Below are 26,882 nucleotides of genomic sequence, written 5' to 3' on the forward strand. Positions count from 1 at the left end.
TCCCTCCACGCCACCACCCTCCCTCAGCGACAAGGAACGGCCATGTCTACCCACTTCACCCGACGCAGCCTGATACGCGGCATCACCGCGGCGACCGCCGTCGCCACCCTCGCCAACGGGCTCGCCGCCTGCGGCGGTGACAGCGACGCCGCCACCAAGACGAACAACGCAGCGGCCGGGAGTGTGACCATCGGTCAGTTCTCGAACGGCGCTGCCAAGGAGACCACCCTCAAGGTGTCCGAAGTGAAGTCGATCAGCGCCGAGCTGCCCGATGCCATCAGGAAGAGCGGCAAGCTGGTCATCGGCCACGGCGCTCTGCCGTCCGGCTCCGCCCCCCTGGACTACGTGGGTAACGACCAGAAGACCCTCACCGGTTCCGAGACTGACATCGGCCGCCTCGTCGCCGCGGTCCTCGGCCTCAAGCCGGAGAGCAAGAACTTCACCTGGGAGAACCTCTTCGTCGGCATCGACAGTGGCAAGGTGAACGTGGCCTTCTCGAACGTCACCGATACCGAGGAGCGCAAGAAGAAGTACGAGTTCGCTTCCTACCGGCAGGACAACCTCGCCTTCGAGGTGCTGAAGTCCAGCAACTGGAAGTTCGACGGCAACTACGAGAACCTCGCCGGCAAGACCGTCGAGGTCGGTGCGGGCACCAACCAGGAGCGCATCCTCCTGGAGTGGCAGAAGAAGCTGCAGAACGAGGGCAAGAAGCTCATCGTCAAGCACTACCCGGACAACAACGGCGTCTACCTGGCCCTCGGCAGCGGCAAGATCGATGCCCACTTCGGCCCCAACCCGACCATCTCCTACCACATCACCCAGACCGCGAAGACGAACAAGCCCACGGCCAACGCGGGCACGTTCTCCGGCGCCGGCGTCTCGCTACAAGGCCTGATCGCGGCCACCTCCAAGAAGGACAGCGGTCTCGCCAAGCCGATAGCCGACGCGATCAACTACCTGATCAAGAACGGTCAGTACGCCAAGTGGCTGGCCGCCTGGAATCTCTCCAACGAGGCCGTCGCCAAGTCCGAGGTCAACCCGCCCGGACTGCCGCTCGACAACTCTTGATCCGCCTCCGCTCCGGGCCCCACATCGCCACCTGTGGGGCCCGGAGCGGGCTCGGCCGCACTCGGCCGCGTCATCACTGCGAAGATGCCGAACCGTCATGACCAGCAGCGTCCTTGGCGTGTTCGGCTCGGGGCGTGCTTGATGCAGTCGCGTTCGAGGTTGCACGTTTCCCTGGGGCGGACAGCCAATGATGACCAGGCATGCGGTGCTCAGGTGCCACGCCAGCACCGAACCTTGCTCACAGGTGAATCACGTGGGCAGCCATGGGGCGCCCGTCGAGAAGACCATCGACCGGGGGAGGTACGTGTCGTCCGCGACGGGCAACCCGGACAGGACTCGATGCACACCTGGCTCATCGGGGGGGCGATGATCACGCCGGCACACTCATCCGCGTCGACCGACCGCTGCCCGGCGCCGTCCGCCGGGCGGAGGCGGGCAGCTGTAGCAGGCGCCCTGACCGCCGCGTTCGGCGGCTTCGCCAGCTTCAATCTGATGCTTTCCGTGATGCCTGCGTACGCCGTCCGCTCCGGTGCCGGACCGTCGAGCGCCGGAGCGCTCACCGCCACCTTGATGTTAGCCACTCTGGTCGTACAGCCCTTCACGCCGTGGCTCTTCGCCCGGCTCGGACGGCGGCACTCACTCGCGGTGAGTGGTGCGCTGCTCGGGCTGCCCTGCCTGGTTCTGCCGGCTGCCTCCACACTGCCGGCCCTGACCGGCCTGGCGGCAGTGCGCGGGCTGGGCTTCGGCGTCTTCGTCGTCGCCGGTGTCACCTTCACCGCTGAGCTGTTCCCGTCCGGCAACCGGGGGCGCGCCATCGGCTGGTACGGCGCGGTGGTCGGTGTCGCCGGCGTTCTGGGGGCGCCTCTGGGCGCCGCCCTGGCCCGGGAAGGGGCGTGCGCGCTCGCCTTCGCCCTGGCGGCGGGCGCGGCCGCTCTGGTTCTGGCCGGTTCGTTCGGCTTCCCTCGCGCAGCAGCCCCCGCCCGCCCCGCCGGACCCCGCTCTGACCGCCCACGGACCCTGCGCGGAACATGGCAGCCGCTGCGCCCCATGACCGGCCCCCTGATGGTGGAGACCGCCTCCACCACGGCCTATGGCGTCGTCTTCACCTTCCTGCCGCTGACCGCCTCGGCCGCGCCCGAGGCGCTGCTTGCCGCGCAGGCCTCCACCGTGCTCTCCCGGCTCGGCGCCGGGCGGCTCATCGACCGGTACGGGGGCCGCCGGGTGCTGGCATCTGCCGTTCTGGTCACCACGCTCGGCACTGCCGCGGGCGCGGCCTCCCATGAACCGTCTCTGTTGCTGGCCGGTACTGCCCTGTTCGGAGTGGGCTTCGGCGCCATCCAGAGCGCCACGCTGGTGCTCGTCATGCAGGCGGCCGGCGACAGCCCCGCCGGTCTCGGTGTGGCCGGGGTCGCGTGGAACCTTGCCTTCGACGGCGGTACCGGAATCGGCTCGCTCGCGGGCGGCCCCCTGCTCTCCCTCGGTGGCCCGTCCACCCTTTTCCCGGCAACGTCGGCCGTCCTGGCCGCATTCCTCCTCGTGGACCTTCGAACCGCGCGCGTGCCAGATTCCAAGAATTGCGACTCATCGCACGACAACTGACCGACTGGCCGCCACTCCTCATGCATTCGCGTTACCGAAAGACTTGGCGACAACTGCACGCCGGTGGAACACAGTTGCTAGTGTTGAGTCATGCGGATAGGTGTGAATGTCCCCAACTTCGGCCCGGGAACAAACCCGGACAGCCTGGCCCGCTGGGCCAAAACCGTGGAGGGTCTCGGCTTCGACCTGTTGATGCTCTCCGACCATGTGGCGATCACATCGGATGTCGCCAAACAATATCCTGCTCCATTTTACGAACCTGTCACAACTCTCGCCTGGCTGGCCGGAATCACCACCAGGATAAAGCTGGGTACGACGGTTCTCATCGCGCCCTACCGGCACCCCCTGCTGGTCGCCCGCATGGCGGCCAACCTGCAGCAACTTAGCGGCGGCCGACTGATCCTCGGCGTCGGAGTCGGTTGGGCCCGAGAAGAGTTCGAGGCGCTGGGCGTCCCGTTCGAGCGGCGTGGTGCCCTGACCGACGAACACTTGCGGACCATACGTGCCGCATGGAAAAACGACGCCGACTATGGCTGCGGACAGATTCCCATCTGGGTCGGCGGCAACAGCGATGCCGCAATACATCGGGCCGTACGTCTTGGTTCTCCATGGCATCCACTGCGGTTCACGATGCCCTGGTTCCGGGACGCCGTGGATCGACTGAAGAATATTTCGGCCGTGCTCGATCAGCCGGTGCCGGAGTTGGCGCCGCGTATCTATCTCCGGCTCGCCGAAAAGCCGATCGACGACCCGGATCGCCGGGCCGGCGAAGGCACCATCGAGCAGATTCTCCAGGACATCGAGGAGTTGCGCCTAGCCGGTGCAGAAACCGTGCTGCTCGATCCGTACCACGGCGATCCGAACGAGACCCTGCGGCCCGAGGTGGCGTGGCAGGCGCTGGCGACCGTGGCCGCGCAGCGATCACAGCCGACCCCCACAGAGACGGAGTAACAGTGGCCCTCAACGACCACGACTTTCCCGAGAGCAGCGCCGAGCGCGCCGTCACCGTCAGCGAGGCCGAACTGCCCTATCTACGCCGCTGCATCGAGCTGGCGGCCGAGGCGGTGGAGGCCGGTGACTGGCCGTTCGGATCCGTTCTCGTCGATACGGACGGCAAGATTCTGGCCGAGGACCGCAACCGCGAGTCCACCACGGGGGACCCGACCCGGCATCCCGAGTTCGAACTCGCCCGCTGGGCGGCGACTCACCTGAGCCCCGAGGAGCGGGCCACCGCGACCGTGTACACCTCGGGTGAGCACTGCCCGATGTGCGCAGCCGCGCACGGGTGGGCCGGACTGGGCCGGATCGTGTACGCGAGCTCGTCCCAGCAGGCCCGGGACTGGAAGGCCGAGTGGGGCGTGCCCGTCACCTCGCCCTTGAGTCCGCTGTCCATCCAGGATGTCGTCCCCGGTCTCGAGGTGGCGGGCCCGGTGCCCGAACTCGCCGATCAGGTACGTGAGTTGCAGTGGCGTTTCCGTACCAGGAACAGCGCGACCGACTGACGGTGGCACGAACCCCGGGGCCTGGCAGCGCATTCGCTGCCAGGCCCCGGTCGCTGCCACGGGTTCGCGGGTCAGACCATGAACTGGTCGTACTTCGCCATGTGCTCCTGCAGCTCCTCCAGGCTGGGGTTGCGCCCGTTGGCCGTGAGGCGCCCCAGGCCGCGGAAGTAGTCCTCGCGGTTGTAGATCGGGTAGAACATGATCAGCAGCGTGGCGTCCTCGTTGCCCCTGTTCGTGAAGCCGTGCGGCTCGCCCTTGGGGACGTAGGCGAACGCGCCGGGCTCACCCACCACCTTGCGGTCGCCGATGGTGAACTCGATCTCGCCCTTCACCACGTAGAACATCTCGGTGGACTTCTTGTGGATGTGCGGGCTGGCACCGCTCGCCTCCGGAGCCATGTGGTGCTCGAAGAGGCCGAACTCGCCGTCGGAGTCCGCCGTGGTGAGTTTGAGGTAGGTCCTCTTCGTGTCCCTGATGTTGACGAACTCGCCTTCGCCGGACGGAACATACAGCGGAACGGACATTTCTCTCCTTAAGTGGTGATCTACTGTGCCGACTCGCCTACGCGGGGTAGACATGCAGGGGTGGTTACGTGGCCTCGGCCAGGCTCGGGTCCTGCTGCGTCCTGCTGTCCGCCTGTGCCTGCGCCCACCGGCCGATGGCCGGCGCCGCAAGGCCGCAGACCGCGAACAGTGCAGCGAGGACAACCCATCCGGTGGTGCCGGTCGTGACGACCAGGCTGACCAGGATCGGGGCCGCGATCTGCTGGATGGCCACGCCGAGCCAGAAGACCGAGAGGTAGACGCCTTCCTGGCCGGGCACCGCGAGCAGATACGAGCCGCCCCAGCCGCCGGCGGACTGGAACAACTCGCCGCCGGTCAGCGCGACCATGGCCAGCAGCAGCGCGCCGACGGCCAGGAGGATCGGCAGCTTCGGCGCCGCGACGAGCAGCAGGCAGCAGACGGCGAGGGAGATGCCGGCCCACACCAGGGCCCGTGCTGCGCCGGCGATGGTCTCGGTCCCCCGGCTGGCGCGCACCTGCAGGGCTACCGCGAGCACGGTGTTGACCGCGACCAGGGGGGAGATCAGCGCGGAGGAGACGTCGGTGTGCCCAACGATCCACAGCGGGATGCCGATGCTCAGCAGGGTCATGTGCATGGTGAGCACGGCATTGATCCCGGTGAACGACAGGAACGACCCGTCCCGCAGCACACTGACCGAGAAACGCCGGCGCAGGCTCTTGGCCGGCGCGCTGAGCACCGGCAGCCGGGAGGCCAGGGTTGCGAGTACGGCGAAGGAAGCTGCGTTGACCAGCAGGATCGCGGTGTATCCCGCCCGCGTGCCGATCAGCAGCCCGATACCGCCCAACAGGGCGCCGACGGTGAAGCCGACGTTGCGCAGCGACCGGAGAATCGCGACCACCCTGACCCGGTCGTCGGTCGCCGTCGCCTGCCCGACCAGCGCCTGTTCCATCGGTGCCGCCGCCTTGTCGACCAGGCCGAGCAGGCACACCACGGTCAGGAACTGCCACAGGTTCTGGACGAGCGGATATACCACGAAGCAGGCGCAGCGCCACAGGCTCACCCCGACCAGCACCTTCTTCGGGCCGATCTGGTCGGCGAGGATGCCGATCGGGATCGCCGTGCCCAGGGCGATGGCGGCGGACAGGGTCAGGCCGAGACCGAGGTTGCCCTCCGACAGGTGGACCGACCTGGTGATGAACGGCACGGAGACGGCCAGGAAGGCACCGGTGCCCACCGCGTCGATCATCGCCATCACGGCCAGCCGTATGCCGACCGACCCTCCGGGCATGGACCCGCGCCATCCGCGGACGCGCTGCCACACAGACATGTGTTTCCTCATTCGGTAGCGATGCGGATGGCGGCGACCGCGTCCAGGACGCGCTGACGGGTGGTGTCCGCGTCCGGCCCGGTCGCGATGACGTGCCCGGCACGGTCCCAGGAGGACGCCCACGGCCGGACCTCCTGGCCGGCCTCGACGTCCACTTCCGCGAGCTGGATGCCGGGCAGCTCCTGTGCCGTGTTCACGCCGGTGACCTCCGTCACGGTGCCCGGCTCGGCGGCCAGGAACCGGATCGCCGAGGTCTGCCGCGCCGATCGGGGGAGCGTGACGGGACGGCCGGCCAGCAGGGCGATGAGGGTCAGCCTGATCCGCGTGCCGTAGGCCAGGTCGATCAGGTCGATCAGGTAGTCACCAGGGCAGCGGCCGGCGCATTCGACCAGTGTCGGGCCCGACTCGGTCAGGATCCACTCGGCGTGCAGGATGCCGGTCTCGAACCCGAGCGCGGCGACCAGAGCCCGCATGGCCGTCTCGAACGCGTGCTGGGTGTCCTGGCCGAGCGGAGCAGGCAGCAGATGGCCGAGTTCGACCGGGTACCGCCCCGAGATCACGGTCTTGGCCGTGATGTTCTCGAAGATGATCTCACCTCCCTGCACCAGCGCCTCGACGCTGTACTCGGGACCTTGCAGGCGTTCCTCGGCGAGGAAGCGCCACGCCAGTTGCCGGTCGGGCACCTGCTCGTACTCGGCGGCGGACGAGGTCCGCTCCCACGCCTGTGCCGCGCCCTTGGCATCGACCGAGTCCAGCAGCTGCACGCCGACACTCGCCTGCCGGTTCGCCGGCTTGACCACCACCGGACCGTCGCCGGCGAACTCGAGGATGTCCGCAGGCCCGTGCACCTCGCGCCAGCGCGGATTGCGGACCCCGCCGGCACCGGAGGCCTCGCGCAGCCGGACCTTGTCCCGCAGTGCCTGCGCAGCCGTTTCGGTCGCGCCCGGCAGCCCGAGCTTCTCGGCCAGTGCGGCCGTGGCCGGCACCGCGTACTCCAGACCCGGGACGACGGCGGCCACCGGGCGCGCGGCCGTCAGTTCGGCCACCAGGTCGAGTGCCTCGGCCGACTGCTGGTAGCTCGCTGGGACGATCCGGTCCAGGCAGTCGAAGCGCGCCGCCGCGTCCTGAAGTTCCCGCTTGCGGATGATGTCGGGTTCCTCGATCACCACAACCGACCTGTCGGGGACGCTCCCGTCGATCGCGCGCAGGTAGGCCGCGTTGTAGCCGACGAACACCACCTGTGCGTCGGTGGCGGGGGTGGTCATGGCGACCTCCTGGTTGTGGGTAGGGACCACTGCATGGTCACTGCCTTTCTTCGGGTGGGGGGACTCGTGACCGACGGTGCTCACACGGGCGTCCCGAGCGCACCGGCGCGACCGTCCGCTCGTACGGGCGTTTTGTCGATGACGACCTCGATGGCGGCGAGCACCTCCGCGCAGCGGGTCCGGGCCTCCTCGGGAGAGGCACCGGAGACGATGACGTGCCCGTGCCGGCTCTTGGAATCGCGGACCGCCGGCACGGTGTCGCCGGGGCTCAGCCGGAGGCTCAGCTCGTCGACGTGTCCGAGGCGAGCGGCTGTCTCCAGGCCGTGGATCTCGTCGACGTGGCCGGGCGGGAAGGTGAAGAACCGCACGATCGCAGTCGCCGTCGGCTCGGTGGGCTCGGCCGGCCTGTCCGCCAGGGCGGCGAAGATCGCCTGTTCGATGTCCAGTCCGGTGGCCAACTCGACGAGTCGCGGTATTCGGTCACCGCCGAGCCGGGCCTGCGATTCGACGATGCGCGGGCCACGCTGTGTCCAGATCACCTCGGTGTGCGCGGGGCCGAACCGGTACCCGCATGCCGTGAGGAACTCCGTGGTGAGTTCCTCGACGGCCCGCCGGCGGTCCTGGGGCAGTGGCGCCGGATGGACGTGCCCCACCTCCACGAACAGCGGCGGGGGTCCCAGCAGCTTCTCCGTGATGCCGATGACCTGGTGCCGGCCGTCCCTGCTCAGCGTCTCCACGCTGTATTCGGGACCCCGCAGATACTCCTCGACCAGGAACGGGCCGTCGTAGCCGTACTGGTCGACGAGTGCGGTCCAGGCCGTCCGGTCCTGAGCCTCCCGCCATAGGAACACGCCTCGGCTGCCGGCGAGCGCGGTCGGCTTGACCACGGCCGGGTAGCCGATCCGCTCGACCGCGTCCGGCACCTCCTGCCGCGTTGGTGCGGCCTCGAAGGACACCGGGGACAGCCCGCGCCGGGCGAGCAGGTTACGCATCGCGTGCTTGTCGGCGAGGAAGCGGATCGCCGCGGCCGGGTTGAGCTCGGCGTGCAGGTCCTCGGCCACCTCGTAGGCGGTGACCATCGTTTCTTCCCTGCCGATGTGGTAGATCACCGTGGCGCGGTGCTCCTTGGCCACCTCGTGGAGGGTGCGGCGCAGCAGTTCCGCGTCCCGGAAGTCGGCCGATATGAACAGGTCCGCCAGTGCGCGCACGTCGTCGAGGTACTCCGGCGACTCCAGCCGGGGGTCCCAGATCGCACCTACCCAGAACCCCTCGGCCTGTGCCTTCCGTACGAACTGGCGGTACGGCATCACCATCAGCAGCCGGGGCCGGTCATCGGTGGGTCCGGATGCCGTCACCGGGCACCGCCGCTGTCGGCAGCCCCGGCCGGTACCTGCTTGGCCTCGCGGCCGAGCAGGCTCAGGTACCGCTCGCCGGTGTCGGGCAGCAGGGTCACGATGCGCCGGCCCCGGTACTCCGGACGGGCGGCCAGGACACCGGACGCGTGGACGACAGCGCCGGCCGAGACACCGACCATCAGGCCGGCGCGCAGGGCGAGCTGCCGGGTGGTGTCCAGGGCGTCCGCGTCGGAGACCGCGATCACCTCGTCGATGAGGTTCCGTTCCGTGGTAGGCGCGATGAAGCCGCCGTTGAAGCCCGGGATGGTGTGCGTGCCGGGCTCGCCGCCGGACAGCAGCGGCGAGCCTGCCGGTTCCACCGCCACGATCCGGACCGCGGGATGGCTCTCGCGCAGGTACCGCCCCGCGCCGCTGAGCGTGCCGCCGGTGCCCACCCCGCAGACGAAAACGTCGATCTGTCCGTCGGCGTCGTTCCAGATCTCCGGGCCGGTCGTCTCGTAGTGCGCCCGTGTGTTGTCCGGGTTGTCGTGCTGGCAGCAGAACCACGACCCGGGGGTCTGCCGGTGGAGTTCCTCGGCCATGTCGACCGCCGCTTGGTAACCGCCCGTGTGCGGAGTCCGTACGACCTCGGCGCCGAGCGACTGGAGCATGGCCACCCGCTCCTGGGTGGCGTTGTCCGGCAGCACGATGACGCAGCGGTAACCGCGGGCCGCCGCCAGCGCGGCCAGCGAGATGCCGGTGTTGCCCGAGGTCGCCTCGATCACGGTGCCGTCGCCCGGGGTGAGCAGCCCTCGCTCCTCGGCGCCGCGCAGCATCGACAGCGCGGCCCGGTCCTTGCTGCTGGACGAGGGGTTGAACAGCTCCAGCTTCGCCAGCACCTCTGCATCGCCCGGGACACCGGCCACGATGCGGTGAACCGGCAGCCGGAGCAGCGGCGTACCGCCGATCAGGTCGACCAGGGAGTCTGCGACCGGGCGTCGGGTGACCGGCTCGGTCCGGATGCTGATCTCCTGCACGGCGGCCTCCGCGGTGCGCGCCGCGAGCTCGGCGGTCTCGGCCACTACGAGCACATGACCGGCGCGGTCGCCGTTGCGGCGCAACTCCCGCACCACGGAACCCGGCTTGGGCTTGACGACGACCTCCTCGACGCCGGGCAGTGCGGCAGCCCGCTGCTGGCCGCTGACCGACACGACTCGGCCGGGCTGCGCGGTCAGGTAGCGGATGGCGGCGCCGCCGACCGGCCGCTCGGGCAGCACCCGGGCCGGCAGCGGCTGCCCGAGATACTGCCGGGCCACCAGCTCCAGGGACTGGATGCCGAGAGCGCGGTCGACGAGGTAGGTGATCTTGCCGCCGGCAGGCCTCGGGTTGATCTCGATGAGCTTGGGCCCGGACCCGGTCACCTTGATCTCGACATGGGCCATGCCCAGGTCGAACCCGACCGCGCGGAGCGCTTCCACGGCCAGGTCGCCGCAGGCGCGCACCACCGACTCGGGCAGGCTGGAGGGGAAGCTGTGGGCCAGCTCGACGAAGTAGCCCTGGCCGATGACCGACTTGTCGGTCACCCCGAACACCTCGTACCGGTCGCCGTCGGCCAGCACCTCCACACTGACCTCCGGACCGCTCAGGTACTCCTCGACCATCAGCTCGTGGTAACGGGCCTGGCCGCGGGTGTTCTCCACCCGGGACCGGATCAGCGCGACATGCTCGGCGGCCTGCGCCGCGGTCTCCACCAGCCGGACGTCGGCGCTGCTGGTCTCGTCGGCGGGCTTCACCACGCAGGGCAGGCCGATCTCCGCCGCGGCCGCCTCGGCCTCGGCGGGGTTCTGCACGGTGCGGAACGCCGGTATCGCGACGCCGAGTTCGGCGCAGCGTCGGCGCATCAACGCCTTGTTGCGCGCCGTCGCGACGCCGTCGACGCTGACCGTGGGGAGTCCGAGGTGGACCGCCACCTCGGCGGCCACGACCACGTCGTACTCCGCCAGGGTCAGGAACGCGTCGAAGGGATGCTTGGCCCCGGCCGTGTGCACGTGCGGCAGGAGCCTCTCGAAGATGTTCGTCTCGCAGTGGACGATCTCGTCGACGTAGTTGTCGAAGTACGCAGGGCCGCCCGGCACTTCCAGGTACCGGTCCAGGTCGCGGGTGAAGAAGGTGACGCGACAGTCGAGTTCCTTGATGATCTGCAGGCCTTCGAAGCCGGATCCGGAGAGGTTGCTCTCCACGACACCGACGTGAATCATCTATGCCTCCGATGGCATGCCGACACGTGGTCGGGTTGCGAGGAACGACAAACGACGAACGGGGAACGGAACCGGGCGGGCCGTCACCAGCACCCGGAGGTGGCCAGGGCGCGCAGCAACTGGTCCGCCTCCTCGCGATCCGCGGCCGTCAGCCGCGGCACGACCTCGGCCACGGGGGCCATCACCCGGGCGCCTGAGGGCACATCGCTCAGTACGAGCGAACCTGCGCCGATCAACGCGTCGTCGCCGACGGTGACCGGACCGAGCACGATCGCGTTGGTGCCGAGCACCACCCGGTTGCCGACGACCGGATGCCGTCGGGCACCGGGCTCGCGGCGCCCGTCGCGCCACCAGCCGACCGCGCCCAGCGTGACCTGATGGAAGATCGTGACATCGTCGCCGACCTCGGCGGTCTCCCCGATGACCACCGCGGCCCCGTGATCGATGAACACGCGCCGACCGAGCGTTGCGCCCGGATGGATTTCGATGCCGCCGGTCACCGCGCGCGCCAGATAGGCCAGGATCCTGGCGAGCTGACGGTGCCCACGGGTGTACAGGACATGCGCCAGCCGGTGGGTCCACAGTGCCGGCAGTGCGGGATGCAGCAGCGCCTCCGTACGTGTGTGGATCGACGGGTCCCGCGCGACGATCACGGAGAGGTCTTCCCTCGCCCTGATGATCACCCTGCGCATGCGATCCTCCGTAATGTCATGTCCTGGTTTTTCCGGTGGCACCGTCGAACTCGATGGCCGGCCTCAGTAGTTCGGGGCCTTGACCAGGTTTCCGGTGCCTTTGACGATCTCCGGTATGTAGACCCGCTCGGTCCAGACGTCCTGGGCCACCGGTTCGAGGGCGATCGACACGGCACCTTCATCGACCGAGAACGCGGTCCGAACCGCGCTGGTGATCGCGTCGACGAGGGCCGAGATCTGGTCGGCTTCGAGGTTGTTCGGGAAATGCTTGATGTTGACGTGAGGCACTCCGATGGCCTTTCTGGGGAGTCGTGCGGCCTGAATGGCGGTGACGAGTTCGTCTATTCCGTTCGCGCGCAGCAGTTCGTAGTGATCAGCCTTGAGTTGGGTGATCCTGGGGGGAGTGCGCCACAGCGCGTGGCCGGAGTCGATGAAGGAGTCCTGGTCGCCCTTGGCCCGGATCACGGTGATCGGCGCCGCGATGCTGCGCTCGGCCAGTTCGTGCGGGGCGTACTCGAAGAGGAAGGTCTGCCGCACTACGCTGACGATCCTGCGCGCCAGTTCACGCTCCAGGTGCTCGAACCGGCCGCAGACGAATGCGATGAAGGAGTCTTCGTCGTGGGTCGCGGCCAGGCACGCGGCGACCGCCGACTGCTCGAGGTTTCCGGCGAACACCGAATAGAGAATGGAGACGAAGGTGGTGTCGGTGAAGCTGACCGCCGTCTCGGTGGGCGTCTCGTCGCGGATTTCCACGGGCGGCTTGCCCGGTGCGATCAGGATCACCTCGTCGACCTGCTCGCCGGCGCGTTCCAGTCGATGGGCCGCCTCGAACGCGACCCGGGCGCCGAAGGAATAACCCCACAGCGTGTAGGGCCCGACCGGTTGGACCTGCTGGATGACTTCGATGTCATTGGCGACCATCTCGTCGAACGTCGGGTACGTGACCTCGCCCGCGTTGATGCCGTAGGCCTGGACACCGAGGAATGGCCGGTCCAGCTCCAGCCTGCCGGCCAGCAGCCGCAGGCTCATCGGGTAGCCGCCCAGCCCGGGCCAGCAGAAGACCGGCCGGCCACCGTCTTCGGCGTGCAGTTGCACCAGCCTGGACAGCGCGGTCGCGGGCTCACGGTCGACGCGTCTGGCCAGCTCGGCGATGGTCGGTGCGTCGAACAGCACCTGGATCGGCAGGGAACTGCCGAGCTCCCGGTTGATCCGGCCGACCAGGTTGACCGCGGTCAGCGAGTGGCCCCCGGCGGCGAAGAAGTTGTCCCGGATCGAGACCCGATCCTGCCTGAGCACCTTCCGCCACAGCGTGGCGATGGCTTCCTCGGTGGGCGTACGCGGGGGGACGACCGGCGCTTCGGTGTCGTCCATGGCGGCCTTGTCCAGCCGGCGCAGGGCGTGGTGGTCGATCTTGCCGTTCGGGGTGAGCGGGAAGGAGTCCAGCACGGTGACCCGGTTGGGCACCATGTACGAAGGCAGGGATTCGGCGAGGTTGTCCTTGACGATCTCGGCCGGCCCCCGCATGTGGACGGAGTCCTCCTTCATGCCTTCGCTGAGCCGCTGCTCGGCACTGATACGGCCGCCGACGGCGAAGTAGGAGGCCGCGTTCGGCCCGAGGTCGACGATGTCCGCGATGCGCCGGGCCGACGGCAGGGGGTTGCCGCTCTCCGAGCTGTAGCCGGAGGACATCAACCCCAGGTCGAGGCCGTTCATCTGGAGGCGCTGCAGTTCCCGGCCGAGGTCGACGTAGCGCTGCCAGGGCTCGGACGCGCGACCGATCAGGCTGATCCCGAGGCTCGCGCGCTCGTAGACCTCCTGATTGATGGCGATGACGTCCTGCTTGCGGATGAGGTCGTCGGACACGCGCACCAGCTCGGCGCCGGCGTACCGGTACAGGCCGTCGGCCAGATCGGCGATCCGCCCGGGATGGGCCTGCACGTACAGGTCGACCGGCCTTTCGACGGTCGGGGCGGCGGCCCTCTCCACCTCGTACGTGGCCAGGTAGTAGTCCTCGTCCGGGCAGCGCAGGATGTCCCGGACCTCCGGCGCCCCTTGGCGGGCGTTGATCCGTAGCCCGTACTCGGGGAGAACGTGGTCGAACAGGCCGACCATGTGACCGGCTTCGAACTGGAGGACTTCCTGGATGTTGTTGCGGTAGACGGGCTCGACAGCCGACCGGCGTCCGATGAAGTGGACGCGCAGCCTCGGCGCGGCGGCGGGAGCGCGGCTGATCAGCGAGAGCTGGTGGTTGATCGGGTGGTGGTAGTAGTAGCCAGGTTCGAGGCCCGCGATGCCGGACAGCTCCAGGTACAACTGCGTGGCGTACAACGAGCCGGGCGAGGCGTAACCGTATTTGGGCAGCAGCCGTTCGCCGCTGAGGAACTGTCCGAAATAGCGCAGCAGGGCGCCGAGTTCGGACAGCGTCAGGGTGTCCGGGTCCCGGGGCGCGGCCGGTTGTTCTGTCGGGCGGGCGAGTAGGCTCAGGATGTCGGCCCGGGTGACCTCACCCCCTTCGTAGAACCGGTACGTCTTGCGGGCGAACACCGTGCGCCGTTGCCGGGCCGTTGCTGACCGTCCGGGCAGCTCGACGACCGGCACTCCGTCCTCCTGACGGACGCCCGGATTCGCCAGCTGCGCCTTGAGCTGAAGCCTGCTCTGCTTCGACTGGTGGTGGGTGCCGTGGTTGCCTTGGTCCATCAGCGCGGCCCGCTGGGGGTCGAGCTCGATGAAGGCGATGAGGTTGGCACCGATTCTGGTGTCGTCCCGGACCAGGACGGCGGCGCGCTTCACCCAGTCATGCTTTTCGATGGACACCTTGATCTCGTCCAGCTCGACCCGAAAGCCGCGCAGCTTGACCTGGCTGTCGGTACGGCCGAGGAACTGCACGGTGCCGTCGTCGTTCCACCGGGCCAGGTCGCCGGTGCGGTAGAGGCGGGCGCATTCGGGATCGGTGGAGAACGGATTGGCAATGAACCGTTCGGCGGTCAGCTCGGGCTTGTTCAGGTACCCGCGGGCGAGTTGGCGTCCCGCGATGTGGAGTTCACCCGATTCACCTTGTGCGACAGGCCGGCGGGCGGCGTCGAGGATGTGGAAGCTCATGCCCCGGACCGGTCGGCCGATGGAGATGTGGTCCGGACTGTGCTGGACGCTACTGCGGTCCACGGTGTGGGCCGACGCGTTGATAGTGCACTCGCTCGGGCCGTACAGGTTGACCAGTTCGAAGTCCGGCAACGCGTCGAGCAGCTCGATCGCCAGGTTCCTGGTGAGCGCCTCACCGCCGCTGAAGACGTGGGTGAGCGAGGTGCAGTTGGACAGCCGTCCGGTGTCGACGAGCGCCTGCAGCAGCGTCGGCACGCCCTGCAGGGTGGTCACCTTGTTCGCCACAATCAGGTCGATGAGCCCGCCGGGGTCGGCGTAGAGCCCTGGTTCGCTCATCACCACGCTGCTGCCGCAGGCCGGTGCGAGGATCTCCCACTGGGCCGCGTCGAAGCTCAGCGGCGTCTTCTGCAGCACCGTTCTGCGTTCGTCCAGACCCTGTTCGTCGGCCAGCCAGCGCATCTGGCTGACGATGCTGTGGTGTTCGATGCCGATGCCCTTCGGGTCGCCCGTGCTGCCCGAGGTGTAGATGATGTACGCGAGGCTGTCGGCCTTCGCGGGCGCGGCCGATGGAGTGGCGGGTCCGGAGTCCTGCTCGACTTCCAGGTGGGCTCGCGTCTGGGCTACGGTGACGATCTTCGTTTCCGGTGGCGTCATCGCGGCCAGCCGGGATACTAAGGCCTCGTCCGTCAGAATGACCTTGGTCTGTGAGTCCGCGACCATGTAGCGCACGCGCTCATCCGGGTACTCCGGCGACAGCGGCAGGTAGGCGGCGCCTGCGTGCAGGACGCCCCAGACACTCACCATGAGGTCGACGGACGGCTCCATGAAGATGCCGACGGGCTCGTTCGTCGACGTACCGCGCTGCCGGAGGTGGTCAGCCATGTTCTTGCTGCGCTCACTGAGCTGCTGAAAGGTGAGCCGCTCCGTCCCACAGGAGACGGCAGTCCGGTCGGGCTGGGCGAGGGTGGCCGCGCGCAGCATGTCTGACAGGGACAATTCCTCGGACCCCGTTAGTTTCGCCATCATCCTTCGAACCTAGAATTCGTCATTTTTGCGTCGACGCGCGTAACACGCCTGGAAACGGTCATGGAGAAGCGCGATCGGTGATGGGCTTCGTTTTGGATGGAAGCCGTCGGAAAACCTGCGACGGTTGCGTGATCGGTCGCTAGAACAACCGGTCGGGACCATACGGTGCCAGGCTGGCGCTCAGGGCGTCTCCGTACATCGCCCACGAGGGTTCTGTGCTTGCCCAAGGGGTTGTGCAGACATGCCTTTTACGCCTCCCCCAACCAATCGGTATGCCTGTGACGATCTAGCGCCTTCCCCCCGGAGGGCGCTACGTAGGCCAAAACAAGTCAGTCATCTCGGTGATCAATCGGAACGTACACGACGGAGATGGTCGACGCGAGATTGAGAAACAGGCTCACTCATCCCTTTTGTGGCCATTCATCACCGCTGCGGTCTCGGTCAGGCCAGGATGACCGAAGTGTTGCGAGGTGCAAATAGGGGGACATTGTTCCGGTTACTGGCTTCGCCTCGTCAGAGTGATGTTGGGGCATCGAGGGCCAAGCTGGTTCCGGTGATGAGGCGGTCGAGGATCTCGGATCGGTGCAGGAGGCGTTTGAGCCGGTGGCGTACGAGCGTCTCCAGACGATCGAGGGTGAGGTTGCCCAGGCTGCGCCACACGCCCTCGACCGGGTTGAGGCCGGGCGAGTAGACGGGAAGCAGGAACACTGTCAGCAACTCCCGCCGGGCGAACAACTGTGCTCTCAGGGGCTGGTGGACGCTGTCGTTCAGCGCGATGAGTCCGCGCTGCTCATGTTGCGACGATTGCCCGGCATGCGGGATGGGTGCGCAGGCGCTGGTACAGCCGGGTATGCGAGCCGGGTCGCATCGCGGTCAGGTCGGCGACCGACAGGCGTCCCGAGCATCGCGCGCTGACCGTCACGACCGGAGTGCGGCCCCGTTCCCGTTGGCTCCAGATGCGTCCTTCGGGCGGCCGTCGGGTGAAGCCCGCCTCGTCCTCGAAGCAGATGTAACCCCCGAAGGCCGCCTGGCCTCGTTTACCTCGGCCCTCGTCGCCTCCTTCCGCGCCGTAACACCCTGCTCGTCGCGCTCGGTCACCCGCCGTATGGGCACCTGCGGGGACAAGCCGAGCCGGTGCATCACCCCGGCGGCACCCGAGCGCTGCAGGAGACGTGGAACTTCCTGCCGATCAGCAGCGCCAACCTCGCTGCGGTCGACACCTTGTTCTCCACCCAGCCGTGCGCGGCCGGCCCCTGCTCCAGATATGCGGCGAGTTTCTCCAGGCAACGCGGGGAGAAACGGCACCGTGAACCGCTCGGGCCACGGGAGGCAAGGGCCTGCGCACCGCCGTCGCGCCACATCTGGTGCCCTTGGTAGGCCGCGTTCCGGCCAGCAGCCCCCCGCGACCTCCGGCGACTTGGTGTCCTGCTCGAACAACTCGGCTGCCTGCATCCATACCGTCTCCCGGCGCCCCCCGCAGCGGTCAGCCCCGCCAGACCGCGTACCTCACACACCACGGACTCCAACCAACACCCAGCCGCATCAGGGACTTCGCGCAAGATCACCCCGACGAGCCGAAGTCAGTAGTGCCATCGACGCGATGCGGAGGGGCCTCATCCGGCCGTTATTGCAGCGGCCTGGTTCATGACAGCCGACGGTGAGTCGGCCGACCGCCCCTCGACATGCGAACATTTCTGGCCGTCTGCTGCAGTGAATGCCCCATGCAGTCAGTTGTGCGTTGCGGCCGGCCGATGAAGTCGGGGCCTTAAAGAAGCGTTCACGGAGTTGCAACGGAGGGTGCCACCGGAGCAGTTGGTACCGCTTCACCGCCGAAGCCTTTACACCCCTCAGCCAGGGGGTGCGCGCCCGGTACCGATCTGCGCGCGCGATGGCCAAGACGTTCGCCGACGCGCTCATGTCCGCAGAGCCTGAGCCCTCTGTGGCGCTGAGTACGGGCAGGTCGGCGAGGAGAGAGGGTCAACGAGCGCCTACCCCCACAGGGGGCGGAGTCAGCCAAGAACATCTCAACTCGCTGCCCATCGAGCGTCATGAGGTGCGCGGCACCTGGAACTACGCGATCCACGGCGCGACACGGGCCTGGCGATGCTCGCGGCCCCGAGGCTGACCCACATGCCACGTGACGAACACCGCGCCCAGGACGTCGTCCCGGCGGGCGGCCGCCTCTACGAGGCCCTGCGCGGCCGCCGGTTCGTGCTGATCACTCCGGAGGCGTACGGGGGAACGGGGGCCCGCAAGGACCGGCAGGCCGTGGAACGCTGGGCTGGAGAGCGCCGTTTAGGTGGCGTGGGCGGCGGACGGCACGGAGATCGAGGGCGCGGTCGCCGCCCACGTGGACTGAGCGGCTCTTGGTCACTCGGTTCCCCTGACCAACTCCCGCAAGATGCGGCCCAGTTGGCCGGCCTGGTCCTTGTCGAGGACGGACAGGGCCTCGGTCTGGACGGCGAGATCGGCGCCGACCGCCTCGTCGACGAGGCGCAATCCCTCCTCGGTCAGCGTTACCTGGAGTCCCCGCCGGTCGTGCGGGTCGGGGGAGCGGCGCAGCAAGTTGGCGCGCTCCAGCTTGTCCAGGCGTCCGGTCATGCCGCCCGTGGTCACCATCAGGGTCGCGGAGAGCTGGCGGGGGGAGAGGGCGTACGGCTCACCGGAGCGGCGCAGGGTCGCCAGGACGTCGAACTCGCCGCGGGAGATCCCGAACCGGGCGTGCACCTTGTCCACGCGGTCGCCCATCGCGCGCGCGATCCGGAAGACGCGGCCGAAGACCTCCATCGCGGTCGTGTCCAGATCGGGCCGCATGGCCGCCCACTGATCCGTGATCGCGTCGACGGGGTCCTTGCGCCGCTTAGCCGGGGCTTTGAGCTGCGGGTGGCGTGCACTCATGCCGCGAGTATCGACCGCGGAACGGTCACCTGCAAGAAAGTAGCTTGAAAGAAAGTAGTTTCAAAGCAAGCTATTTGCTTCGAAGGATGCCTTCCATCTGCCAGCAGTGGCCGGGATCCCGGTGCGGCCACGCCTGCGTGCTGCCAGCCAGCTGACTCAGGCAGTTGATCGGCTCGGACACCGCCTCCCCCTCCAGGAGGACCCGCAGATACAGTCTGCCGATGCCGAGAGCCTGGGCGGCCTCCGTCTGGCCGGCGTACCACCGAGAGGATGCCGCCGTGTACGACCTCGGCGGAGTAAGCCGCTTCGTGCAGAGTCAGCCCGATGAAGGCGGTGAGGGTCGGGCCGAGCAGATTGACCGTCTTGACGGCGACGAACTGAGGCCCAAACGGGATGCCGAGGCCGAGCGTGGGACAGAGGGCGCCTGTGTTGAACCAGAACAGCAGCTGCACCAGCAGCGGGGTGGACCGGAAGATCCACACATTGCCCCAACTCGGCGTCCGCAGAGCAGGATTGGCGGACAGCCGGATCACGGCCAAGGGGGGTGCCGAGCAGGAAGCCGAGCACCATCCCCTCCGGTCAACCAGAGGGTGAGCAGCAGCCCGTCGAGCACGGCGGCGTGCCCCTGCTGGTCGAGGACGCCAGGCTCGCGCGGCCGCCGAACCCCGTCCCCGAGGTGCACTTCGGCGGCTCGTCGCCCATCGCGGGTGAGGTCCCGGCGCGGTACACCGATGTCTGTCTCACCGGGGGGAGCCGCCCGCCCAGGTCGCTGAGAAGCTCACCTGGATCAAGGGGCTGGCCGCCAAGCAGAACCGTGCCCTTCGCTTCGGAATCCGGCTGCACGGCATCACCCGCGTCACCTCTGAGCAGGTGTGGGCGGCGAGTTCCCTCGAGGTCCACCCCAACCTGTGGGCCGACACCGGCCTGGTGCGGGGCGGCGCGGCACAGCGCTGGTCGGCAGCCACGCCGAGGTGGCCGAGCGGATCAAGGAGTACCGCGCCCTGGGCGGCGAGGAGTTCCTCCTCTCCGGCTACCCGCACCTGTAGGAGGCCTCCTGGTTCGGCGAGGGCGTCCTGCCGAGGCTTCGGGCGCAGGGCCTGTGGCGGCACTCATGCGGCCGGCAGGTGGCACCCTCGGTTCACGTACCCTTCGCCGCCGCCGGGAGCCCGCGACGACCCACGTGATCCCGGAACGGGGCACGACTCTTGTTCCGTCGCCAGGACGCCATCACAGTGCTCGCGCGGCATAGGCCCTCACGTCCGCGTCCGAGTCCGCCGTCGCCGTGGCCAGGGCTGCTCGGGCGTCCGAGGCGGCACGGTGCCGGGTCAGGGCCAGTACGGCGGCCTTGCGGACGTCGGCGTTGGCGTCGGCGAGGGCCTTGGCGAGTGCGGGGACGGCCACGTCGGGGTCCCCGGTGGACAAGGCGGTGGCGGCGCCGGCTCGCACCTGCCAGGCGGGGTCGGACAGGGCTGACTCGGCGTGTGCGGCCAGGGAGGTCGGGCAGCCGGTCGTGCCCAGGGCTTCGTAGGCGGCGCCGCGCACCAGGGCGTCGGGATCGTCGATCAGTTCGGCCAGAGCCGAAAGGGGCACGTCCGAGTCCGGACCCGGAGCCATGCCGGCCAGGGCCTTGGCGATCGTGACGCGGACCTCGCGAGACGGTTCGGTGGCCGCCGCGCGGGCGACCTCCGCAGTGGCGTCGACCGACACGAGTGCTCGCACGGCCGCGATACGGACGGTGATGTCGGAGTCCGACAGGGAGGCCGCGAACAGGTCCACGTCCCCGGCGCGCAGGCCGCGCAGGATGTCCAGTGCGGCGGCACGGACGACTGGATCGGCTTCGGGGAGGGCGGCGATGAGGCCGTCACGCAGGCCCGGCTCCGGGGTCAGGGTCTCGACCAGTTCACGCAGCGAGGCGGCCGCGGCGGCGCGGACGCCCGCGTCGGTGTCGGCGAGCGCCGCAGCCAGTGCCGGTCCGGTGCCCGGCGGTGTGGTCTCCGTCAGTACGGCCACGGCCGTTCGGCGCACAGCGGGCTCGGGGTCGGTCAAGTAGGGGTTGAGCGTGGAGAGTTCGGGCTGGTCCTCCGTGAGGGCGAGGAGTTCGAGGAGACGCGGCGTGGCTGGTGCCTGCGCGTCGGTAGCAGGGCGGGCGGTTGTGGCGGCAACGGTGGGCTCCGGCCGCATCGTCACCGGGGCCACCTCCCGTGCGCCCGCCGTCGCCACCGGGTCCGGCCGGACCTCGCCGAGGTGACGGGAGGGGCCGCCGAGCGGGGTGAAACCGTGAACCGGTACCAGATAGGGCGCCACGGGGCGTGCCGTGAACTCCATCGCGCCGGAAGGAGACTTACGCAGATCGAGGTGGTGGAACCAGGATGCGTCGTCACGGTGGGGGTGGTCGAGACGGTCGTGGTAGAGGCCCCACCGGGATTCCGTGCGGGCAAGAGAAGCCCGCGCGGCCATCTCCGCGCAGTCGCGGATGAACGTGACCTCCGCGCAGCGCATGAGCTCATGCGGGGTGCGCGCACCCATCGCGGCGACGTCGGCGCGCATCCGCTCGAACGCCTCCAGGGCGAGCGACAGCCGGGCGCCGGACTTCGGCGGGGTCACGTAGTCGTTCACGAAGCGGCGCAGCTTGTACTCGACCTGGGGCTGCGGCGGGCCGTCGGGGTTGCGCAGCGGGCGGTAGACCAGTTCGTGCGCCTCGCGCAGCTGGCCGGACGGAAGTTCTCCTTCGTACGGCGGGTACTGTGCGGCGTCCGCGCCCGCCAGCTCGCCGAAGACGAACGCGCCGATCATGTAGTTGTGCGGCACACAGGCCAGGTCGCCGGCCGCGTACAGGCGGGGGACGGTCGTGCGGGCGTGGTCGTCGACCCGTACCCCCGAAGCCGAGTGGCCGCCGCACAGGCCGATCTCGGAGATGTGCATCTCGACGTCGTGGGTGCGGTAGTCGTGGCCGCGGCCCGCGTGGAAGGTACCGCGGCTGGGGCGCTCGGTGGAGTGCAGGATCGACTCCAGGGCCGTGATCGACTCCTCTGGGAGGTGGCTCAGCTTCAGGTACACCGGGCCGCGGTCCGACGCCACCTCCGCCGCGAACTCCGCCATCATCTGGCCCGACCAGTAGTCGGAGTCGACGAAGCGTTCCCCGTGCCGGTTGACCTGGTAGCCGCCGAAGGGATTGGCGACGTAGGCGCAGGCCGGGCCGTTGTAGTCCTTGATCAGCGGGTTGATCTGGAAGCACTCGATGCCGGTCAGTTCGGCGCCGGCGTGGTAGGCCATCGCGTAGCCGTCACCCGCGTTGGTCGGGTTCTCGTACGTGCCGTACAGATAGCCGGAGGCGGGCAGGCCGAGCCGTCCGCAGGCGCCGGTCGCGAGGATCACCGCGCCCGCGCGGACGACGACGAACGCGCCCGTGCGCGTGTGGAAGCCCGCTGCCCCCACGGCCTGCCCCCGAACCGTCAGCACGCGCACCGGCATCACCCGGTTCTCGATGCGAATCCGTTCGCGCATCTCGCGCCGCCGCAGCTGCCGGTACAAGACCTTTTTGACGTCCTTGCCCTCCGGCATCGGCAGTACGTACGAGCCGGAGCGGTGGACCTGGCGGACCGCGTACTCGCCGTGCTCGTCCTTCTCGAACTTCACCCCGTACGACTCCAGTCGCTGCACCATGGCGAAGCCGCGGGTGGCGGTCTGGCGGACGGTGGTCTGGTCGACGATGCCGTCGTTGGCGCGGGTGATCTCAGCGACGTAGTCGTCGGGTTCGGCGCGGCCTGGGATGACCGCGTTGTTGACGCCGTCCATGCCCATGGCGAGTGCGCCGGAGTGGCGTACGTGGGCCTTCTCCAGCAGCAGGACGTCCGCGCCGTGCTCGGCGGCGGTCAGTGCCGCCATGGTGCCGGCCGTGCCGCCGCCGATGACGAGGACGTCGCAGGTCAGCTCCTCGGCGTCGGCGAGGGCCGGGATCTTTGGAGGGGTGTCCACCAGGGTGCCTTTCAAGAACCGAGTGAGGTGAGGATGTCGCGCCGCAGGGCGATGCGCGCCGAGTTGTCGTGGGCGGCGCGCTCGCGCGGGCGCGGTACGTCCCGTACGGCGACGAGGCGGCCCGCGCCGAGCACGGCCACGCGGTCGCCGAGGAACAGGGCCTCGTCCACGTCGTGGGTGACGAAGACGACGGTCGCGCCGGTGCCGCCCAGCACCTCGACCAGCAGGTCCTGCATGCCGGCGCGGGTCTGGGCGTCGAGCCCGCCGAAGGGTTCGTCCATCAGGATGGCGCGTGGGCGTCCGGCGAGGGCGCGGGCCAGCTGGGTGCGCTGGCGCTGACCGCCGGAGACGCGCTGTGGCAACTGCCGGGTCAGGTTGGCGAGTCCGACCCGTGCCAGCCAGCTTTCGGCCTGTTCCCTGCGTCGCGCGCGTGGCAGGCCCTGGATGGCGAGGGGTAGTTCGACGTTGGCGCGCAGGGTGCGCCAGGGCAGCAGGGCGTCCTCCTGGAAGACCAACGCCCGGTCCGTACTCGGTCCGGTCACCGGCCGTCCGTCCTGTTCCACCGCCCCGTCCAGCGTGGGCAGCAGCCCGGCCCAGGTGCGCAGCAGCGTCGACTTGCCGCAGCCGGACGGGCCGACGACGGTGAGGATCTCGCCGGCGGCGACCTCCAGATCGACGTCGGCCACTGCCGGGGCGTCCGGCCGGCCGAGCATGGCGCCGCGCAGGGTGAGGCGGGTGCCGTGCGGGGCCGCCGACACGACCCTCGCCTCGGCCGGCTTGGTCTCAGACGAGGTGCTCATCGCGTGCCTCCTCGGCCTTGGTGGGTTCGGCGGTGGACCTGGCCACCAGGGCCCGAGCGGGCCGGGGCCGGGCGCCGGGGACGTACGACGTGCGCGGCAGCCAGCGGGTGAGGCGGCGGCCGAGCAGTTCGACGGCGGTGGAGGTGAGCCAGCCGAGCACGCCGATGGTGACCATGCCGACGAAGACGCCGGGGTAGTTGACGATCGTGTAGTCCTGCCAGGTGCGGTAGCCGACGCCGTACTGGCCGGAGATCATCTCGGCGGAGATCACACAGATCCAGGACACGCCGATGCCGACGGACAGGCCGCCGAAGATGCCGGGCAGCGCGCCCGGCAGTACGACGGAGCGGAGGATCCGCCACAGGCCGCCGCCCATGGTGCGCACCGCCTCCTCCCATACGGGGGTGAGCGCGCGCACCGCGTGCCGGGTGGAGACCAGCACCGGGAAGAAGGCGGCGGTGAACGTGATGAAGACGATGCCCTGCTCGTTGGAGGGGAAGAGGAGGATGGCGACAGGGACCATGGCGATGGCCGGGATGGGCCGCACCACCTCCAGGACCGGGCCGAGCAGGTCCTCGGCGAGGCGCGAGCGGGCCACGAGCACGCCGGTGGACACGCCCAGGACGGCGGCGAGCAGGAAGCCGGTCACGATGCGGGTGAGGCTGTCCGTGAGGTCGGTCCAGTAGTCGGGTCCGGACAGGCGGTCGGTGAAGGTCCGGGCCACGTCGGTCACCGTCGGGAACTGTGAGAAGCGCAGCCACACGTTCACATCGAGAGTGGTCAGCAGCTGCCACAGGCCGAGAGCGGCGGCCAGCGAGCCGGCCCGCAGTGCGAGCCGTCCCGCCCTCCGGTGGTACCGGCTCATGAGGCCCGACCCAGGGCGTCCGCGTACGTGATCACCTGGGCACCGCTGTGACCGGCCACGTAACTCTGCGCGGTGGCCGGGGCGACGAAGGGCAGCAGATGCTTGCCGTCCGCCACCCAGACTGCCTTGTCGGCAAACCAGAGGGTGCCGGTGGTGGCGTCGGGGACGTAGGCCGCGCGGATGCCGTCCTTGTGCTGTGCGACGTAGGCGAGGAGCTGGGTGGGGGAGGTGAAGCTCCGGGTCTTCGTGGCGCCCTCGGGCCAGACCTCGCTCGCGGCGGCGGGCGGGCCGGCGGCAAGTCGCCTGGCGTAGTCGGCGCCGAGGGCCTTCTCGGCGTACTGGTCGTCGACGAAGGAGTCGACGTCGATGTCGCCGGTCAGCTTGGCCGCCTTCAGGACCGACACGTCCTGCTCGAGGGCGGAGACGAGCCGCGGCTTGACGGCGGGGTCGAAGGTGGAGATGCCGTGGGCGCCGTTGTAGAGGTAGACGACCTCGGCGGGCAGACCGGTGGCGGCGGCGACCTTCTCGGCGGCGTCCACCGGATGGGCGTTGAGGTAGTCCGTCGCCTCCGTCTGGGCCTTCAGGAACGCCTCCAGGACGGCCGGGCGTTGCTCGGCGAAGTCCTCGCGGGCGGTGACGCCGTGGAACGTGGGCAGGTTCAGCTGCGCGCCGTCGTACAGCGCCCGCGCCTTGCCCTGGTAGGTGAGCAGGCCCGGCCAGGCCACGAACTGCGACAGTGCGTCCGCGCTGCCCGCCGAGAGGGCAGAGGCGCCCACCGCGGGCTGCTGGTTCAGCTTCTCTATGCCCTTGTTCGGGTCGATGCCGGCCCGCTGCAGGGCCCGTACGAGGGTGCCGTCGGCGGCCGAGCCGACGCTCGTGGAAACCTTCTTGCCCTTCAGGCCCTTCAGGGAGGTGAGCTTGGACTTCGGTGCGACGACGACCGTGTTCAGGCCGCCCTTGAGGTTGTATCCGGTGACCGAGACCAGGTGGGTGGGCTTGCCCAGCTGCTTGCCGCGGGCCGCGTTGATGAGCAGCGGGAAGTCACCCATCGAGCCGATGTCGATCTTCCCGGCGGTCATCTGGGCCGTGATGGGGGCGCCGGTGGCGTAGTCCTGCCAGTCGACCTTGTACGTCTTTCCGTCGTGGAGGGCGTTCAGCTGCTTCTCGAAGTAGCCGAGGGAGCGCAGGAGGGTGCCGGCGGTGACAGTGTTGATGGTCTTGGACTGGTATCCGACGGTGACGGTGACCGTGGCACCGCTGCCGGCCTCGGCGCTGCCGCCGCAGGCGGACAGGGGGAGCAGCAGAGCGGATGTGGCGAGTGCGACTGCCGTGCGTTTCATGGGAGTTCGGGCCTCTCAGCGGAGCAGATAGGGCATGTTGACCGTGACGGCTCCGGTGGGACAGCGAGCCGCGCACGGGCCGCAGTACCAGCACTCGTCGACGTGCATGTACGCCTTGCCGCTGCTGACGTCGATGGCGAGGGAGTCCAGCGGGCACATGTCCACGCAGAGCGTGCAGCCGTCAATGCACTTCGACTCGTCGATGGTCACGGGCACGTCGGCCCGCTGGGGCGCCAAGGGCATGGCTGTCTCCAGGGAAGGTCGAGCTTTTTCGGGGGCGTTCAGACAGAGCGGTGCAGCAGGCCGCTCATGGTGATGCGGTCGCCGCGGAAGCGGATGAACTCGAGGTCGACGGGGCGGCCGTCGTCAAGATGCGTGAGTCGTTCCAGCATCAGGACGGCGGCGCCTTGGGGGGCCTGCAGCACAGCGGCGGAGTGTGCGTCCGTGTTGACTGCCTCCAGGGTGATCTCGGCGTGGCCGAGAGGCCGGCCGCAGGTCGCCTCCAGCAGGCGGAAGACGTCGGTGTTCTCCAGGTCCGCGGCGAGGAGCGCGGTGCCGATGTCGAGAGGGATGTAGGTGAGGTCGAGGGAGAGGGGGAGGCCGTTCAGACGGCGCAGGCGCTCGATGTAGAGGACGTCGGCGTCCGCAGGTACGTGGAGTCGTTCGGCGACGGGGGCGGGGGCCGGGACGGGGCCCATGGTGCGGACCTCGTTGGTGACCCGGCCGTGCTCGCGGAGGGTTTCCGCAAGACCCATCAGGCGGTCGAGGCCATGGGGGTACTTCCGGGCCACGACCAGCGTGCCGACACCGGGCTGGCGCTCGACGAGGCCCTCGGTGCGCAGCAGGTCCAGGGCCTGGCGGACGGTGTTGCGGGAGGCGCGGTAATCGGTGGCGAGGGTCGACTCGTGGGGGAGCGCGCCATTGGGGAAGGCTCCGGTGAGGAGTTGGCGGCGGAGCAGGTCGGCGAGTTGCCTGGCCCGGTCGGCGCGCAGCCTGCGCCGGCTGCGGTGGGCGGCGACCGTGGTCGCGGCGCCTTGGCCGGCGTGGTCTCGAATGCGGTCGGTGGGCGGCATGGCTCGAACCATAGCTATCCGATAGGGATAGTGGTGTTGCTGGATTGTTGCGCCATCTGACGCCCCGCCGGATGCGTCGCTGACCTGGGCAGTTCAGCAGGCCGGCGGGAGCATCCGCCAGGCTCTGCCGGGGCGCTGCGAACTCCGGTGCTGCCATCGGCCCAGGGGCCCCAAATCCCGGGAAGGCTGGGGCGCTGGTCGCTCTGTGCGCCGCGCTGCTGCCCGCACGCGCTCCGC

General features: G+C 69.2%; 18 protein-coding genes and 4 pseudogenes. 5 read left to right on the plus strand and 17 right to left on the minus strand.

The genetic code is table 11. The features are described from left to right. Positions 1–42: 42 nt before the first annotated feature. The 4 genes from Q8A52_RS26320 (at position 43) to Q8A52_RS26335 (ending at position 4,169) form a co-directional block, all read left to right on the plus strand. Positions 43–1,068, plus strand: coding sequence for a transporter substrate-binding domain-containing protein (locus Q8A52_RS26320; protein ID WP_316755852.1), 1,026 nt, complete (start codon positions 43–45; stop codon positions 1,066–1,068). A 366-nt stretch (positions 1,069–1,434) separates the two neighbouring features. After that, positions 1,435–2,667: an MFS transporter gene (locus Q8A52_RS26325; RefSeq protein ID WP_316756245.1), complete on the plus strand. Its 1,233-nt coding sequence runs from the start codon at positions 1,435–1,437 to the stop codon at positions 2,665–2,667. A gap of 90 nt (positions 2,668–2,757) precedes the next feature. Next, positions 2,758–3,618 carry an LLM class flavin-dependent oxidoreductase gene (locus tag Q8A52_RS26330; RefSeq protein WP_316755854.1) on the plus strand — a complete coding sequence of 287 codons (861 nt, stop codon included), beginning with the start codon at positions 2,758–2,760 and terminating at the stop codon, positions 3,616–3,618. Between the two features lie 2 nt (positions 3,619–3,620). Next, complete coding sequence (locus Q8A52_RS26335) at positions 3,621–4,169, plus strand: nucleoside deaminase (RefSeq protein ID WP_316755856.1); 549 nt, start codon at positions 3,621–3,623, stop codon at positions 4,167–4,169. A 71-nt stretch (positions 4,170–4,240) separates the two neighbouring features. Here the strand turns inward: Q8A52_RS26335 and Q8A52_RS26340 are convergent, their stop codons facing one another. The 11 genes and pseudogenes from Q8A52_RS26340 to Q8A52_RS26395 form a co-directional block, all read right to left on the minus strand. Then, positions 4,241–4,693, minus strand: a complete 453-nt coding sequence (locus tag Q8A52_RS26340; RefSeq protein WP_316755858.1) for a cupin domain-containing protein — start codon at positions 4,691–4,693, stop codon at positions 4,241–4,243. Between the two features lie 64 nt (positions 4,694–4,757). Continuing rightward, entirely contained in the window at positions 4,758–6,020 is a 1,263-nt protein-coding gene (locus Q8A52_RS26345) for an MFS transporter (RefSeq protein ID WP_316755860.1), read from the minus strand. An 8-nt stretch (positions 6,021–6,028) separates the two neighbouring features. After that, positions 6,029–7,285, minus strand: a complete 1,257-nt coding sequence (locus Q8A52_RS26350; protein WP_316755861.1) for an ATP-grasp domain-containing protein — start codon at positions 7,283–7,285, stop codon at positions 6,029–6,031. Positions 7,286–7,365: 80 nt separating this feature from the next. After that, a complete protein-coding gene (locus Q8A52_RS26355; protein ID WP_316755862.1) occupies positions 7,366–8,640 on the minus strand; it encodes an ATP-grasp domain-containing protein in 1,275 nt (424 codons plus the stop codon). Next, positions 8,637–9,935, minus strand: coding sequence for a cysteine synthase (locus Q8A52_RS26360; RefSeq protein WP_408649258.1), 1,299 nt, complete (start codon positions 9,933–9,935; stop codon positions 8,637–8,639). Before Q8A52_RS26360 ends, Q8A52_RS26355 begins: the two co-directional genes overlap by 4 nt. After that, positions 9,921–10,877, minus strand: a pseudogene (locus tag Q8A52_RS26365) (ATP-grasp domain-containing protein); the annotation flags it as partial. The gene Q8A52_RS26360 and the pseudogene Q8A52_RS26365, both read right to left, overlap by 15 nt. Positions 10,878–10,960: 83 nt before the next feature. Continuing rightward, entirely contained in the window at positions 10,961–11,569 is a 609-nt protein-coding gene (gene epsC, locus Q8A52_RS26370) for a serine O-acetyltransferase EpsC (RefSeq protein WP_316755864.1), read from the minus strand. 63 nt (positions 11,570–11,632) lie between these two features. Further along, positions 11,633–15,694 (minus strand): amino acid adenylation domain-containing protein, encoded by a 4,062-nt coding sequence (locus Q8A52_RS26375; RefSeq protein ID WP_316755866.1) that lies wholly within the window; start codon positions 15,692–15,694, stop codon positions 11,633–11,635. Positions 15,695–16,207: 513 nt separating this feature from the next. Further along, positions 16,208–17,146 (minus strand): annotated as a pseudogene (locus tag Q8A52_RS49440) (winged helix-turn-helix domain-containing protein). Positions 17,147–18,064: 918 nt separating this feature from the next. Further along, a complete protein-coding gene (locus tag Q8A52_RS26390; protein WP_316755872.1) occupies positions 18,065–18,592 on the minus strand; it encodes a MarR family winged helix-turn-helix transcriptional regulator in 528 nt (175 codons plus the stop codon). Between the two features lie 214 nt (positions 18,593–18,806). Continuing rightward, positions 18,807–19,211: pseudogene (locus tag Q8A52_RS26395) on the minus strand (ABC transporter permease subunit); the annotation flags it as partial. On the opposite strand from Q8A52_RS26395, the pseudogene Q8A52_RS26400 reads away from it, so the two are divergent. Then, positions 19,197–19,776 (plus strand): annotated as a pseudogene (locus Q8A52_RS26400) (LLM class flavin-dependent oxidoreductase); the annotation flags it as partial. The pseudogenes Q8A52_RS26395 and Q8A52_RS26400 overlap by 15 nt on opposite strands. Before the next feature lie 43 nt (positions 19,777–19,819). On the opposite strand, the gene Q8A52_RS26405 reads toward Q8A52_RS26400, so the two are convergent. From Q8A52_RS26405 to Q8A52_RS26430, 6 genes are read right to left on the minus strand one after another with little or no spacing between them, the layout of a single operon-like run. Then, positions 19,820–22,567, minus strand: a complete 2,748-nt coding sequence (locus Q8A52_RS26405; RefSeq protein WP_408649250.1) for a fumarate reductase/succinate dehydrogenase flavoprotein subunit — start codon at positions 22,565–22,567, stop codon at positions 19,820–19,822. An 11-nt stretch (positions 22,568–22,578) separates the two neighbouring features. After that, positions 22,579–23,367, minus strand: a complete 789-nt coding sequence (locus Q8A52_RS26410) for an ABC transporter ATP-binding protein (RefSeq protein ID WP_316755875.1) — start codon at positions 23,365–23,367, stop codon at positions 22,579–22,581. Next, positions 23,351–24,232: an ABC transporter permease gene (locus Q8A52_RS26415; protein WP_316755877.1), complete on the minus strand. Its 882-nt coding sequence runs from the start codon at positions 24,230–24,232 to the stop codon at positions 23,351–23,353. Before Q8A52_RS26415 ends, Q8A52_RS26410 begins: the two co-directional genes overlap by 17 nt. Continuing rightward, complete coding sequence (locus tag Q8A52_RS26420; RefSeq protein ID WP_316755879.1) at positions 24,229–25,572, minus strand: ABC transporter substrate-binding protein; 1,344 nt, start codon at positions 25,570–25,572, stop codon at positions 24,229–24,231. The genes Q8A52_RS26415 and Q8A52_RS26420 overlap by 4 nt, the downstream gene beginning before the upstream one ends. A 15-nt stretch (positions 25,573–25,587) precedes the next feature. After that, positions 25,588–25,815: a 4Fe-4S dicluster domain-containing protein gene (locus Q8A52_RS26425; RefSeq protein ID WP_055491243.1), complete on the minus strand. Its 228-nt coding sequence runs from the start codon at positions 25,813–25,815 to the stop codon at positions 25,588–25,590. Between the two features lie 38 nt (positions 25,816–25,853). Continuing rightward, positions 25,854–26,645, minus strand: a complete 792-nt coding sequence (locus Q8A52_RS26430; protein ID WP_316755884.1) for a GntR family transcriptional regulator — start codon at positions 26,643–26,645, stop codon at positions 25,854–25,856. Positions 26,646–26,882 lie beyond the last annotated feature (237 nt).

It is taken from the genome of Streptomyces herbicida (assembly GCF_032656585.1).
GTDB lineage: Bacteria > Actinomycetota > Actinomycetes > Streptomycetales > Streptomycetaceae > Streptomyces > Streptomyces herbicida.

Coding starts and splice junctions, on each gene's coding strand:
- Q8A52_RS26330 (WP_316755854.1), top strand. CDS start 2,758: ATGCGGATAGGTGTGAATGTCCCCAACTTCGGCCCGGGAACAAACCCG.
- Q8A52_RS26320 (WP_316755852.1), top strand. CDS start 43: ATGTCTACCCACTTCACCCGACGCAGCCTGATACGCGGCATCACCGCG.
- epsC (WP_316755864.1), bottom strand. CDS start 11,569: ATGCGCAGGGTGATCATCAGGGCGAGGGAAGACCTCTCCGTGATCGTC.
- Q8A52_RS26345 (WP_316755860.1), bottom strand. CDS start 6,020: ATGTCTGTGTGGCAGCGCGTCCGCGGATGGCGCGGGTCCATGCCCGGA.
- Q8A52_RS26350 (WP_316755861.1), bottom strand. CDS start 7,285: ATGACCACCCCCGCCACCGACGCACAGGTGGTGTTCGTCGGCTACAAC.
- Q8A52_RS26420 (WP_316755879.1), bottom strand. CDS start 25,572: ATGAAACGCACGGCAGTCGCACTCGCCACATCCGCTCTGCTGCTCCCC.
- Q8A52_RS26425 (WP_055491243.1), bottom strand. CDS start 25,815: ATGCCCTTGGCGCCCCAGCGGGCCGACGTGCCCGTGACCATCGACGAG.
- Q8A52_RS26410 (WP_316755875.1), bottom strand. CDS start 23,367: ATGAGCACCTCGTCTGAGACCAAGCCGGCCGAGGCGAGGGTCGTGTCG.
- Q8A52_RS26430 (WP_316755884.1), bottom strand. CDS start 26,645: ATGCCGCCCACCGACCGCATTCGAGACCACGCCGGCCAAGGCGCCGCG.
- Q8A52_RS26375 (WP_316755866.1), bottom strand. CDS start 15,694: ATGATGGCGAAACTAACGGGGTCCGAGGAATTGTCCCTGTCAGACATG.
- Q8A52_RS26415 (WP_316755877.1), bottom strand. CDS start 24,232: ATGAGCCGGTACCACCGGAGGGCGGGACGGCTCGCACTGCGGGCCGGC.
- Q8A52_RS26340 (WP_316755858.1), bottom strand. CDS start 4,693: ATGTCCGTTCCGCTGTATGTTCCGTCCGGCGAAGGCGAGTTCGTCAAC.
- Q8A52_RS26390 (WP_316755872.1), bottom strand. CDS start 18,592: ATGAGTGCACGCCACCCGCAGCTCAAAGCCCCGGCTAAGCGGCGCAAG.
- Q8A52_RS26325 (WP_316756245.1), top strand. CDS start 1,435: ATGATCACGCCGGCACACTCATCCGCGTCGACCGACCGCTGCCCGGCG.